Origin of the sequence: Catenibacterium sp. AM22-6LB, assembly GCF_003435615.1 — a bacterium.
Classification (GTDB): Bacteria; Bacillota_I; Bacilli_A; order Erysipelotrichales; family Coprobacillaceae; genus Catenibacterium; species Catenibacterium mitsuoka_A.
In genome coordinates, this window is sequence record NZ_QTUM01000006.1 from 1 (window position 1) to 13,929 (window position 13,929).

Consider the following 13,929-nt stretch of genomic DNA (forward strand, 5'->3'; position numbering starts at 1 on the left):
ATAAAATCAATAAATTCTAGAAAATTTAACTATTTATTGACATTTAATAGTTTGTCTTTGATGAATAACACTATACATACATTCTGACATTATATAAATACTCAGTTATCGACTAAAAAAATAAGGTCAGTTTTAAAACTGACCTTATTCATGTACGATTTTTCCAAATAAGAAACGGATCAGAGGACCACAATAGAAAATCTGGAATAATAATGCGACAGGGAAGTTCATGAATGTTGTCTGGAACCAGACTGAAACATCGATGTTCTTGAATAATACAGTTGCGATTAAACTCATGCATGGACACATGATACAAACAATCATACATGAAATTGCAAGAGTAATCACAATAGGACGATCTGTAGGCTGTACAAAACGGAAAGCAAGCTTATGAGCTAAAGAATCAACAACAAGTAGTTCTAAAAAGAAAGCGACAGGCCACATGATAATCATTTCGTGGAAGGCAAGTAAGAAGACCTGGTTTGTCATTCCTCCGATATTTAATGAGATGTTGAAGAGAATCATGACATACACCATTAAGAATGACATCATCGCAGTAAATAATAAATTTTGTTTAAATGTTTTAGGCATTGGAAAAATGCTCCTTTCTTGAAATTACACAAAAAAACAACACTTAATATAAGTGTTGTTCGTTATCAAGCTATGCTTGTGCGTTTCCAATAATACCCTAAATCATTATTCTTTTTTTGCATGACTTACTTTAATATATTTTAAGAAATATGTCAATAAAGTATTTTTTCTAATATTTCTATAGCCTGTGGTAATTTATCTAAATTGATAGAAGAGTAGTTCATGATGAAGGTATGTGATGTATGAGGTATATTCTTAAGATAGTAATGAGAAATAGCTCTTAGATGGATTCCTTCTTCTTTTAACTTATTGATAAGTGTTTCATCAGACATATGTGTATGAATTGTGATAAGGAAATGAAGACCAGCATCTTCCTTAGAAATAGTAATCATATCCTTTAAACTACTTTCTTCTAACATCTTTACAATCGCATCACGCTTATTATGGTAATGATTACGTAATTTAGTAATATGCTTATCAAAATAATGTTCATTAATAAATGATGCAAGAGTATATTGTTCGAAGTTAGAGACCGTACAGGCATAAAAAGAGAGCTTCTTATTATAGCGTTCTAATAAATGATGAGGAAGCACCATATAGCTGATACGAATTGTAGAGGCAAGAGTTTTAGTAAAGGTATTCATATAAATAACCTTTTCACTTAAATCAATACTTTGAAGGGCAGGAATAGGCTGTCCACTTAAACGTAATTCACTGTCATAATCATCTTCTATAATATAGCGATGTTCCTTCTTATTTGCCCATCCAAGTAATTCATAACGTCGAGATATAGGCATAATAATACCAGTTGGGAAATGATGAGAAGGAGAGATGTGCGCAATATCTACATCTAAATCTTCTAATTGGTTGACGAGTATTCCCTGCTCATCCATAGCTATAGGAACGCACTTAGCCCCTAAACTAGAATAAACATCTAATATCTTATTATAACCAGGGTTCTCTACGGCATATAAAAGATCAAAGCCTAATAACTGAACAAGTAATCCATATAAATATTCAGTCCCTGCACCAATAATAATTCTTTCTGGTTCAACATCCATATTTCTGAATTCTTTTAAATGTTGAGAAATCGCTTCTCTTAATTCATAAATACCACCTACTGGAGGATTAACCATTAGTTCTGATTGGTGTTCATTTAATACGTTCTTCATAAGTTTAGACCAAGTTGTGAAAGGAAACAAATGGGCTGGTGTCTGATTAGAAGAGAAATCACACCAATAGGATTCTTTCTTAATAGAAGGTTTATGAATCATCTTAGCAGGAATAAGGGGTGTCTTATTATTAATAGGTGATACATAAAAGCCTTTCTTAGGTAAAGAATAAATATATCCCTCAGCCATTAACTGCGCATAGGCATTTTCTATTGTAATAATACTAATACCTAGATTTTTCGCAAATGTACGCTTAGAAGGTAACTTTTCATCTGCTGTCAGATGTCCCTCTAGAATATCATTTTTGATAAATGTATATAATTGCTGGTAGAGAGATTTATGATTATTTTCATCAAAACTATATGTAAGCATAGATACATCCTTTCTTTTCTAATCATTATAGCGTAATCATTTGAAAAAAAGAAGAAAACAGCATAGAATAGTCATATTAATGGAGGATAATCTATGGCGTTAACGGCTAAAAGAATTACAGAGAATTTTAAGGAATTAGAAGATCTTAATAATGAAGCATTTCCTAAAGAAGAACGTGTTTCTATTGAAAGAATGATTGATTTATCTCAAACAGGTATATCAGATCTTTATGGTGTCTATGATGGAGATATATTTGTTGGATTCTTTATGACAATGACATCTGATACATGTGTTTATTTATTCTATCTCGCAATCTGTTCATCACTTCGTTCTCATGGGTATGGAGGACGTACTTTGAAGTTGATGGATGATCTCTATCAAAGACAGATAGTATTGGATATGGAACCTTTAGATGATCAAGCAGATAACTATGAACAGCGTTTAAGACGTACTAAGTTTTATGCGAGTCATGGTTACCGTTCTAGTGGGTATCATTTATTCTATTGGAATCAGACATTTGATTTATTATGTACAAGAGGTCCTTTCCTAAAAGATGACTTTATTGAGATTACTAAAGAACTTCAAAGAGTTGTGGATGAATCAGGAGAAGGGGACTTCCATCCAAAGATGTTGAAGGCAGCCTATGATATTCTAGATATTATTGATTTATAAGAACCGAAAGGTTCTTTTTTTCATTTCCTAACACTTAGGAAGTTAAATTGAATGCATAAAGCACTCTAAACCATTACAATGAAGATACGGGAGGTTATACGTATGAATAATAGACAGCAGCGTATTATAGATATCCTTCATGATTATGATGAATGGGTGACAGGTAAAGAACTTGCTTCTATGTTGTCTGTATCAGATCGTACAATCCGTTCTGATATTGAGCATATTAATAAAGAGTATGAATGTACTCTTATAGAAGCCAATCGTCGTAAAGGTTATCACTTAGACGAGATGCTGACAAGTGTCAAAGGAATTACGACAAAGTCAGTCATTCCTCAGACATCTCAGGAACGTGTATCTTGGATCATTAAGGAATTATTGTTTAAACAGGAAATCAATCTCATTGAATTACAGGATCGTATTTATGTCAGTGGTTATACGATTGATAATGATTTAAGAAATATCAGACGTATACTCAATGAATATCCTTCTTTAAAAGTGGTACGTGTAAAGAACCACATTCGTTTAGAAGGTAATGAAAATGAGAAACGCTCTGTATATAAGCATCTATTAGAATCAGAAATCAAAGGAAACTTCACAAATATCAGTGCCTTGTCTCATTTATGGAAGGATTTTAATCTCATTGACGTGGTAGAAATCTTTAAGAATGTCTGCGCAAATAATCATTATAAGTTCAAGAATGTTAGTCTTCCTATGTTGATGATGCATGCGGGTATTGCGATTGAACGTATCAGGAATAAGAATTATTTATATGAAACACAGAGTGATTGTACAGGTATTGATTTAGAATATCGTGTCTCAAAGGATTTCTTTGAAGAATTATCACAAAAGTTTGGTATTCCTTATGTTGAAGAAGAAGTCGTTAAGTTTGCTTTCTTATTAGAAGGAAGAGGCAGTCATGTAGACTTAAAAGCAGAATCACAACAGTTAGTAGAAGAAGTATTATTAGACATTAAAGATTGTTTTGATATTGATTTTAGAGATGATGAAGAGCTTTACAATAGCTTAGTTATTCATATGCAGTCATTACTTGATCGTATTAAAGTAGATAAACCTAATACAACAGCTTATTTAAAGGAGATTAAAAGACAATATCCTTTAGTCTTTGAAATGGCGATACATGCCAGTGATGTCATTTCTAAAACTACAGGTAAACCTTTAGTAGAAGATGAAATCTCTTATCTCGCTTTACATTTTGGAACAGCCTATGAAAGACATATCAATACACAGAAATACCGTGTAGTCATGATTATTCCCCATAATCAGATGCTTGCGAAAGCATGTATGGATAAGATTGAAACACGTTTTAGAGAACGTATGGAAATTATTAAAGTATTCCCATTCTTTGAAAATAATATGATTGCATCACTTCATCCTGACTTGATTTTAACTGTTGTACCTTTACAGCATGAATTGTCTATTAAGACAGTATCAATCAGTTTATTTGTGAACTATGAGGATGAAAGTCAGATTTTCCAGGCATTGAATCAATTAGATAGAGAAAAATATCATGATCAGTTCTGTCATATTGTAAAGAAGCTGATCGGACAGGAAACATTCTTTATAAAAAAAGACATCGCATCTAAGGAAGATGCCATTAACTATTTATGTGATAATCTGATTCAGTTAGGCTATGCCACACAAGAATATAAAGAAGATGTTTTTAAAAGAGAAGAGATGGCAGGAACAGCTTTTGTACAGGGCTTTGCGGTACCTCATGCCATTACAGTACAACCATTACGTTCTACTATATCCGTCATGGTCTTAAAGAATCCTGTGAAGTGGGGTAAGTATGAAGTACGTCTTATTCTCTTATTATCTATTAGTGAACAGGATAATCAGATGCTGCATACATTCTTTGACTGGTTATCCAATGTACTTATTGATTATAACCAGCTGATGCAGTTTATCGAAGTAGACAACTATCAACAATTTATGAAGCTAATGACAGCGTGAGGTAACATATGAAAAAACAACAACAGACTATTGCATCATTACCAAGGCGTTTTGGTGCATACTTATTAGATTGGTATATTGGTGCTCTTTTTACATCATTTCCTATCGCAATTGTGTCACAGAAGATTTATGGCACAATGAAGAACCAGAATTTATTAGAATACCCTCATCAATTAGGACTGATTTGTGGGCTATGCGCATTACTAGGCGCAATTATTTATTATGTCATTATTCCTTTAGTGATTAATAAGGGACAAACAATTGGTAAAAGAATATGTCATATTAAGATTGTAAAGAGTGATGGCAAAGATGTAGGTCTTAAAGAACTATTACTAAGAGAAGTATTAGGAGCCATTATTATTGAAGGAGTTCTATATTCTGCAAGTACAATATTACATCAGGTATTACAAATCAGTTTAGGTATTAGTTTGGTTAAGCCAATGATGTATGTTGGTTTTGTGATTACAATTGTGAGTGCTATTTTATGTTTAGTGAATAAGAAAGAACATCTAGCATTACATGATTATTTAGCACGTACTAAAGTAGTGAATTTTTCCTAAATAGAGGAAATCGCATTCACCACCTGAAAATAAATATAAGTTTATACTATGAGTTGTGAGATGGAGGAAATCACATGGAAGATTTAGAATTATTAAGTTTTAACATTATTTCTGCCGTGGGTACTGCAAAGTCACGTTATGTACAGGCAATGTATCTTGCTGAGAAGGGTGATTTTGATGAAGCTCGCGCAAAAATAAAAGAAGGAGAAGAAAGCTTTGTGAAAGGTCACGAAGCACATGCATCACTTATCCAGAAGGAAGCATGTGGTGAAAAGACAGTTCCAACAATTCTTCTTATGCATGCGGAAGATCAGCTTATGAATGCTGAAACAACAAAAATCATGGCTGAAGAGATTATCAAACTATCTCAAAGAATTAAGAAATTAGAAGGAGGAGAATAGGATGAAAAAGGTTTATTTATTCTGTAGTGCAGGTATGTCTACTAGTATTCTTGCAAGTAAGATGCAGGAAGTCGCAAATAGCCATAACCTACCAATCAAGGTGGCTGCTTTCTCTCATAACAAATTAGGAGAAATCGTTAAATCTGATTGTCCTGATTGTATTTTACTTGGTCCACAGGTTGAATATCTTTATGACGAAACAGTGGCTAACTTCGGACACCTAAACATACCTATTTCTGTGATCGACCAGGATGATTACGGTATGATGAACGGTGAAAGAGTACTTAAAAAAGCAATTCTATTAATCAAGAAAAACAATAAATAATAATTAAAGGGAGTACTTAAAGTATGATGAAACAACTTGAAAAGTATTTAATGCCTTTAGCGGAAAAAATCGGGCGTAATAAATACTTAATGTCAATTCGTGATGGTTTCTTAGTATCAACACCATTACTTATTGCAGGATCAATTTTCTTATTAATCGCAAACTTTCCAATTACAGCTTGGACAAAATTTTTAGAATCAACAATTATCAATCAGAAAACAGGTGAGACACTTGCTGCATTCTTATCAAAGCCATCTGATGCAACATTCACTATCATGGCAGTATTTGCGGTAATGGGTATCGCTTATTCATTTGCTGGTCAGATGAAGACAAACAAGATTTTCGGTGCTGCTTGCGCACTTATGTCATGGTTCTTAATCATGCCATACTCAATCACTGGTAATGTTGCTGTAGGATCTAAAACTATTGAAGCAACTCTTTCTGGTATCCCATTAGGATGGGTTGGTGCTAAGGGTATCTTCGTAGGTATCATTACTGCATTCTTAAGCGTACATATCTATGCTTGGGTAGAAGGTAAAGGCTGGACAATCAAGATGCCAGCTGGTGTTCCACCAACAGTTGTAGAATCTTTCTCAGCATTGATTCCAGCAACATTCGTAATGACTTTCTTCTTCCTAGTAAACTTAATGTTTGGTTTCTTAGGAACAAACGTATTCCAGATTATCTTTGAATTCTTACAGACACCATTACTTAACCTTGGTGATACATTAGGTGCAATGGTTGTTGCTTATATCTTCTTACACTTATTCTGGTTCTTTGGTATCAATGGTGGATCAGTAGTAGGCGCTGTATTTAACCCAATTCTTCAGACTCTATCAGCTGAAAACATTCTTTTCTTCACTAAAGGACAGGGTACAGGTCATATCATCTGTCAGCAGTTCCAGGACTTATTCGCTACATTTGGTGGATGTGGTTCTACATTATCATTATTAATCGCAATGTTATTATTCTGTAAATCTAAACGTATTACAGACTTAGGTAAACTTGCTTTAGTTCCAGGTATCTTTGGTATTAACGAACCAATCGTATTTGGTTTACCAATCGTATTAAACCCAACTATGCTTATTCCATTCATGTTAGTACCAACAGTAAACATCATTATCTCATACTTCTGTATGGCTCTTAAGATTGTTCCAATCTGTTCAGGTATCAACATCCCTTGGACTATGCCACCAATTATCTCAGGTTTCTTAGCAACTAACTGGGTAGGTGCACTACTTCAGGCTGCTTTAATTGTTATTGGTGTTATTATCTATATGCCATTCATCAAAGTACTTGATAAGCAGTACTTAAATGAAGAAGCTCAGGCTCAGGCTGCTAAAGAAGAAGACGACATTGATTTAGACGACTTATCTTTTGACGATCTATAAGAAGGAGAGATGAAACATGAAAATCGTAATGATTTATGACCAGATCCAGTCTGGTAAAGGGATTAAAGATGATCACATGGTACCTTTAGGACTAGTAAAAGAATCATGTGGACCTGCTATTATGATGGAACCATTCTTAAAACAGGTAAATGGACATGTTGTATGCTGTTTATATTGTGGAGATGGATTCTATGAAGCCAATAGTGATGAAGTTAGCCGTAAACTTTGCGCAATGGTAGAAAAAATCAAACCAGATGTTGTTGTATGTGGTCCATGTTTCAACTATCTTGGCTATGGACGCATGGCTGCACGTGTCGCTTATGATATTAACGAAAAAACTCATTCACATGCTATGGCTGCAATGAGTATAGAAAATGAAGAAACAATTAATGAATATAAAGACAAGGTTCATATCATCAAGACACCTAAGAAGGGTGGAACTGGTTTAAATGAATCATTAGAAGGAATCTGTCAGCTTGCAAAGGCAATGTGTGAACAGAAAGATGAAGACATCGTTGCTTCTAAATATTGTTTCTAAATTAACTTGAGGATACGTGAGGACGTATCCTCTTTCAATAAAAGGAGGATATTAATATGTACGGTATTATTGCTACTTGGAGAATGGCTTTAGAAGGTATTACCAAAGCAGATGAAATGTTAAAGAATCATGGAGATGCAGGAGATGCAATCGTTGAAGCTGTTAAGGCTGTAGAAGATTTCCCATATTATAAATCAGTAGGTTATGGGGGATTACCTAATGAAGAAATGATTGTTGAATTAGATGCTGCTTATATGAACGGAAATACTCTTTCAGTAGGATGTGTTGGGGCAATCAAAGACTTTGCCAATCCTGTAGAAATCGCAAGAAAATTATCTCATGAAAAGGTCAACAACTTCTTAGTTGGTGCAGGTGCTGAAAAGTATGCATCTAAGAATGGTTTTGAAAGAAAGAACATGCTTACCGAACGTGCTGAAATTCATTATCATAATAGATTAAAAGAAATGACTCAGGAAATTAAACCTTATTCTGGTCATGATACAGTAGGTATGGTCTGCTTAGATGAAAATGCAAAGATGACTTCTGCAACTTCTACAAGTGGTTTATTTATGAAACGTTCTGGTAGAGTAGGTGATTCACCTGTATCTGGATCTGGCTTTTATGTTGATAGTGAAGTCGGTGGGGCAAGTGCAACAGGACTTGGTGAAGATGTAATGAAGGGCTGTGTCTCTTATGAAATCGTAAGAATGATGAAGGAAGGTATGCACCCACAGGCTGCATGTGAAAAGGCGGTTAATACATTCTCTAAAGAATTAATCAAACGTCGTGGTGAAGCAGGAGATATGTCTTTAATCGCTATGAATAATAAAGGTGAATGGGGATGTGCCACAAATATTGAAGGTTTCTCATTTGTAGTTGCAACTCCAGAACTTGAACCAACTGTATTTGTAGTAAAGCATGAAGGTGAACATAGCGTGTTTGAAAAAGCAAGTCAGGAATGGCTTGATGATTATATGCGTACAAGAACAGCCCCATTGGTAAGAAAATAATGAATGAAGAAATATTAAAGGCTGTTGATGAGATTGCAGATGAGATGATTGAAGGCATCAAGCGTATTGTACGTATTGATAGTGTAGAATCTGAGGCTGTGAATGATGCTCCTTTTGGAGAAGGTGTACGCCATGCACTTGATGAAACACTCCAGTTATCTCGTGATCTTGGATTTGAAACAGTGGATGTTGACCATTATATCGGTTATGCACGTTATGGTAAAAGTGATGATTATGTATGCGCCTGTGGTCATTTAGATGTTGTACCAGTAGGTGAAGGCTGGAAACATCCACCATTTAGTGCTTATGAAGAAGATGGCGTGATTTATAGCCGTGGTATTTTAGATAATAAGGGCCCTATTCTTTCATGTCTTTATGCCCTTACTGCTTTAAAGAGACTTGGCATAAAGCCTGAAAGAGAAGTACGTATCATATTTGGATGCGATGAAGAATCAGGATTTGAAGATTTAAAATATTATTTAGATCATGAAAAAGCACCTATTGCTGGCTTTACACCAGATTGTAAATATCCTGTTGTTTATGCTGAAAGAGGACGTGCTGTTATCAAAGTGAAAGCTGATCTAGATCATTTGATTACTTTTATGAATAAGTATATCTTAAATACACAAAACAAAGGTGAAAGACTTGGTATAGATTATAAGAATGATGAGTTTGGACAATTAGAAATCCGTAACTATCATTTAACTAAAGAAGACTTCAGCTTTTCTATTAGTTATCCAGCAGGACTTACACTAGAAGAAATACTTGATAAACTCAATCGTATTGAAGGATATGAGTATGAAGTTGTGTCTCATTTCAAGCCTGTTTATTTTGATAAAAAGGCACCAATGGTAGAAATTATGAAAGAGACATATGAATATGTAACGGGTAATGATGGAACTCCTGTGACTACAACAGGTGGTACTTATGCGAAAATGATGCCTCATATCGTCCCATTTGGACCTTCTTTTCCAGGACAAAAGGGTATTGGACATAATCCAAATGAATGGATGACAAGAGAGGATCTTATTACGAATGCTAAAATCTATGCTTTAACACTTTATCAATTATCTAGAAAGGATACAGAACTATGATTGAAGTATGTTGTGGAAGCTATAAGGATGGCCTGCGTGCTTATAAGGGTGGAGCCACACGCATTGAATTAAACAGTGCTCTTTATTTAGGAGGTTTAACACCCTCTGTGGCCTCTTTAAGATTATTAAAGAGAGAAACAAAATTGACTATTATTTGTATGGTTAGACCTCGTGGTGCTGGTTTTACTTATGATGAAATAGAATATAAACAGATGTTATTAGAAGCAGAAGACCTATTAGAAAATGGTGCAGATGGTCTCGCTTTTGGTTTCTTAAAGAGTGATCATACAATTGACGAAAAGCGTACAAGAGAATTTGTAGAACTTATTCATAAATACCATCGTACGGCTGTATTCCATCGTGCTTTTGACTGCTGTGATGATTTAGACCATGCGATGAGTCAATTAATTGACCTTGGCATTGATCGTGTTTTGACAAGCGGTGGTCAGCCTACTGCGATAGATGGAGCAGATAAGATCAAATCATTACAAGAAAATTATGGTAAGGATATTGAAATTCTTGCAGGAAGTGGTGTGAACTATAATAATGCATCCTCTTTAATGAAACATACAGGTATCTCACAGGTACATTCTTCTTGTAAGGATTATGAAGAAGATCCTACAACTTCAGGCAAGTCTGTCACTTATTGCTATTATACTGGCACACATGCCAATGATTATGAAAGTGTGGACCAGGAAAATGTCGAAAAACTTGTCAGCAGCCTACAAAACAAATAAAAGATATATTATTACTTTCTTTGCGGTGTTCTTTTCGGCACTCTTACAGACATTTGTTCTTCAGACATTTTTGAATCCTTCTGACCTTTTATCAAGTGGTTTTACAGGTATTGCGATTCTAATTAATCGTATCAGCATGCTTTATGGATATTCATTATCTATTTCCACACTTGTGATTGTACTCAATCTACCTGTCGCAATTGTATGTTATAAGACAATAGGTAAGAAGTTTGTTTTCTTCTCTTTCTTACAAGTTATCTTCTTCAGTATTTTCACAAGGGTATTATCATTTGATCCATTATTTGATGATGTGATCTTGAATGTCTGTTTTGGTGGATTCCTTTATGGATTTGCGATTGCGATTGCCTTAAGAGGTAATGCAAGTACTGCTGGTACTGACTTTATCGCTTTATATGTATCTAATAAAATGAATAAGTCAATCTTCGAATATATATTTGTTTTCAATACCTTGATGCTATGTGTATTTGGATTCATGTTTGGCTGGATTCATGCAGGATATTCTATTTTATTCCAATTCCTCTCAACTAAAACGATTGATACATTCTATAAGCGATATAAACGTGTGACTTTAGAAATCACTACAATTCATCCTGAAGAATTACGTCAGGCTTATATTGCACAATATCGTCATGGTTTGACTATGCTTCATGGTGAAGGTGGCTATAGTGGTCATCCTCTTACTATGATTCATACTGTCGTGTCAAGCTATGAAGTACAGGATATTGTTGATCTCATGAAGAGTATTGATCCTCATGTTATCATCAATATATTACCAACAGAAAACTTTGTCGGTGGATTCTATCAAAAACCACTCGATTAACAGGCTTCGGCCTGTTTTTTTGCATGAAAAAACCTCTCAGATGAGAGGTTAAATGCTTAATTCTTCTATACTATAAGTGTTTTCTTCTTTGAAGTATTCTTCTGTTTCTGCAATGACTTCTTTTCTAAGTCCAATCAAACCGATGAGGTTAGGGATTGCCATACAGCCATTGACGATATCTGCAAGAATAAAGATAAACTGTAATGACATAAATGGACCTATCGCAATAAGAATAATGAAGATGATCTTATAAATCTTGATAGAACGAATACCTGCAAGATAATACATACATCTTTCACCGTAGTAGTTCCATCCAATAATTGTAGTAAATGCAAAGAAAATCAATCCAATATTTACAATATATTCACCAATAAATGGAACAATAAGTCCTCTATTAAAGGCAAGTGATGTAACTGCGGCTCCTTCTAAACCGCTTGTATTTGCACCAGTGATTAAGATTGCAAGACCAGTCATTGTACAGATCACCATTGTATCAATAAAAGTACCAGTCATAGATACAAGTCCCTGTTCTACACATGAATCAGTCTGTGCAGCAGCTGCGGCAATAGGAGCACTTCCTAAGCCACTTTCGTTAGAGAAGATTCCTCTACTAATACCCATCTTCATCGCAACACCCATACCCGCACCAAAGACTGCTTTAATATCAAAAGCTGAGGCAAGTACTATCTTTAATACATGAGGAATCATTGGAAGATGTGTTACTAGAATAAGTACAACACCACCAATATAAAATACACACATAAATGGAATTACTTTTTCAGCGACTGCCGCAATTCTATGAATTCCACCAATTGTGATAAAACCAACAAGAAGAGTAAGAATAATCGCACTAATCCAATAAGGTACATGGAAAGAAAGATGCAATGCATCAGAAATAGATCTTACCTGAGTGAATGTACCAATACCTAAATAAGCGACAGCTACACCAAAGAAGGCAAATAGACTTGCGAGAAACTTATTGTGTAAACCTTTTTCAATATAGTACATTGGACCACCTGCAATCTGTCCGTTTTCATCCTTTGTACGATACTTAATAGCGAGTACCCCTTCAGCATATTTAGTGGCCATACCAAAGAAAGCTGAAATCCACATCCAGAATAATGCGCCAGGACCACCTGCAGAAATTGCAGTCGCTACCCCTACAATATTACCTGTTCCAATCGTAGAACTTAAGGCAGTACACAATGCCTGGAAACTAGAAACGTCTCCTTCATGATTTTCATTCTTCTTGAAAATCAAAGAGAAAGCTTTCTTTAATCTTACAAACTGAATAAACTTTAAATGAGTAGTAAAATAATTACCTGTTCCAAGTAGTAACAGGATAAGGGGCATACCCCATACGAGATTGTTGACTTGTGTCAAAAATTTGGTCATAAAAAAACTCCTTCTAATAAATTAGACGGAATTAATAGTGAAAAGTATAAGTCACTGTCCTTTTACCTGAGAGTGTTACTCCTTCGGTGCTCATTATGAGTCTCTCCAGTGATTCGTCCAATAGCGATCCTTTTACCTGAAATCTTCCATCCTTCGGTGTTCTTACAAAGAATCTCTTTCGCTACTATCATCCGTTCTTTTACAAGGAAACATTATAAACAGAGATTATTATAAATTCAATGTTTTTTTATTTTAAAAGCTTTTGTATAATAAGAAAAAGGGGAATGAATTTATGAATATCGTATGTTATGGGGATTCTAATACTTATGGATTTAACCCTCTTGATGGGGGACGTTATGAAACAAACTGGGTGGATATAGTAAGAGAAAATTATAAGGATGATTTTGTCGTGAATGCAGGACTCAATGGAAGACTTGCTGAACCAAGACAATTCTTATATGATGTCACTTTACGACAATATGCACCAATTGGTTTATTGATTATCATGCTAGGGACAAATAATGTGGATCATTTAGAACCTATAGACCATATCACAGTAGGACTTCATGTGATGTTAAGACGTGCCCTGTCTAAAGCCGAACATATATTACTTCTTGCACCGCCATATTTAAGAAATGATGAAGAAAGATATCAAAGAAGTAAAGAACTCAATAAGAAGTTAAAAGTACTTGCAGATAGCTTTCATGCAGATTTTATTGATGTAGAAGATGTGATTACAGAACTTGCATTTGATGGTATTCATCTTACACAAAAGGGACATGAACAGCTAGGAAAAACAATTGTAGACTATATGAAGAAATCCTTATAATGGGATTTTTTTGTATGCTCAAAA

The 13,929-nt window shown here is 34.6% G+C and carries 15 protein-coding genes and 1 riboswitch; of the genes, 12 read left to right on the plus strand and 3 right to left on the minus strand.

Features of this window, described 5'->3' with window-relative positions; genetic code table 11:
• Positions 1 to 144: 144 nt before the first annotated feature.
• Both DW269_RS02575 and DW269_RS02580 read right to left on the minus strand, forming a co-directional pair.
• Entirely contained in the window at positions 145 to 591 is a 447-nt protein-coding gene (locus DW269_RS02575; RefSeq protein ID WP_117458423.1) for a DUF2798 domain-containing protein, read from the minus strand.
• A 152-nt stretch (positions 592 to 743) separates the two neighbouring features.
• Positions 744 to 2,135 (minus strand): PLP-dependent aminotransferase family protein, encoded by a 1,392-nt coding sequence (locus DW269_RS02580; protein ID WP_117458424.1) that lies wholly within the window; start codon positions 2,133 to 2,135, stop codon positions 744 to 746.
• A gap of 93 nt (positions 2,136 to 2,228) precedes the next feature.
• Here DW269_RS02580 and DW269_RS02585 point away from each other — a divergent pair, with 93 nt between their 5' ends.
• From DW269_RS02585 to DW269_RS02635, 11 genes are all read left to right on the plus strand, one after another.
• Complete coding sequence (locus DW269_RS02585) at positions 2,229 to 2,807, plus strand: GNAT family N-acetyltransferase (RefSeq protein ID WP_117458425.1); 579 nt, start codon at positions 2,229 to 2,231, stop codon at positions 2,805 to 2,807.
• A 102-nt stretch (positions 2,808 to 2,909) separates the two neighbouring features.
• A complete protein-coding gene (locus DW269_RS02590) occupies positions 2,910 to 4,784 on the plus strand; it encodes a BglG family transcription antiterminator (RefSeq protein WP_117458426.1) in 1,875 nt (624 codons plus the stop codon).
• Positions 4,785 to 4,792: 8 nt separating this feature from the next.
• Positions 4,793 to 5,344, plus strand: coding sequence for an RDD family protein (locus DW269_RS02595; protein WP_117458427.1), 552 nt, complete (start codon positions 4,793 to 4,795; stop codon positions 5,342 to 5,344).
• Positions 5,345 to 5,418: 74 nt separating this feature from the next.
• Positions 5,419 to 5,745, plus strand: a complete 327-nt coding sequence (locus DW269_RS02600) for a PTS lactose/cellobiose transporter subunit IIA (protein WP_006504762.1) — start codon at positions 5,419 to 5,421, stop codon at positions 5,743 to 5,745.
• A gap of 1 nt (position 5,746) precedes the next feature.
• Positions 5,747 to 6,070 carry a PTS sugar transporter subunit IIB gene (locus tag DW269_RS02605; RefSeq protein WP_006504763.1) on the plus strand — a complete coding sequence of 108 codons (324 nt, stop codon included), beginning with the start codon at positions 5,747 to 5,749 and terminating at the stop codon, positions 6,068 to 6,070.
• Positions 6,071 to 6,093: 23 nt separating this feature from the next.
• Positions 6,094 to 7,461, plus strand: a complete 1,368-nt coding sequence (locus DW269_RS02610; RefSeq protein WP_117458428.1) for a PTS sugar transporter subunit IIC — start codon at positions 6,094 to 6,096, stop codon at positions 7,459 to 7,461.
• 16 nt (positions 7,462 to 7,477) lie between these two features.
• A complete protein-coding gene (locus DW269_RS02615; RefSeq protein WP_006504765.1) occupies positions 7,478 to 7,999 on the plus strand; it encodes a GrdB-related putative oxidoreductase in 522 nt (173 codons plus the stop codon).
• Between the two features lie 56 nt (positions 8,000 to 8,055).
• Positions 8,056 to 9,009 carry a N(4)-(beta-N-acetylglucosaminyl)-L-asparaginase gene (locus tag DW269_RS02620; protein ID WP_006504766.1) on the plus strand — a complete coding sequence of 318 codons (954 nt, stop codon included), beginning with the start codon at positions 8,056 to 8,058 and terminating at the stop codon, positions 9,007 to 9,009.
• Positions 9,009 to 10,103, plus strand: coding sequence for a Sapep family Mn(2+)-dependent dipeptidase (locus DW269_RS02625; protein WP_117458429.1), 1,095 nt, complete (start codon positions 9,009 to 9,011; stop codon positions 10,101 to 10,103). Before DW269_RS02620 ends, DW269_RS02625 begins: the two co-directional genes overlap by 1 nt.
• Positions 10,100 to 10,840: a copper homeostasis protein CutC gene (locus DW269_RS02630; RefSeq protein WP_117458430.1), complete on the plus strand. Its 741-nt coding sequence runs from the start codon at positions 10,100 to 10,102 to the stop codon at positions 10,838 to 10,840. Before DW269_RS02625 ends, DW269_RS02630 begins: the two co-directional genes overlap by 4 nt.
• Positions 10,803 to 11,681, plus strand: a complete 879-nt coding sequence (locus DW269_RS02635) for a YitT family protein (RefSeq protein ID WP_117458431.1) — start codon at positions 10,803 to 10,805, stop codon at positions 11,679 to 11,681. The genes DW269_RS02630 and DW269_RS02635 overlap by 38 nt, the downstream gene beginning before the upstream one ends.
• A 48-nt stretch (positions 11,682 to 11,729) precedes the next feature.
• On the opposite strand, the gene DW269_RS02640 is transcribed toward DW269_RS02635, so the two are convergent.
• The gene (locus DW269_RS02640; protein WP_117458432.1) at positions 11,730 to 13,076 is read right to left on the minus strand and encodes a sodium:alanine symporter family protein; all 1,347 of its coding nucleotides are present in this window, start codon (positions 13,074 to 13,076) and stop codon (positions 11,730 to 11,732) included.
• A gap of 44 nt (positions 13,077 to 13,120) precedes the next feature.
• Positions 13,121 to 13,195: riboswitch (glycine riboswitch) on the minus strand.
• A gap of 173 nt (positions 13,196 to 13,368) precedes the next feature.
• Here DW269_RS02640 and DW269_RS02645 point away from each other — a divergent pair.
• Positions 13,369 to 13,905 (plus strand): GDSL-type esterase/lipase family protein, encoded by a 537-nt coding sequence (locus DW269_RS02645; protein WP_117458433.1) that lies wholly within the window; start codon positions 13,369 to 13,371, stop codon positions 13,903 to 13,905.
• Positions 13,906 to 13,929: the final 24 nt, after the last annotated feature.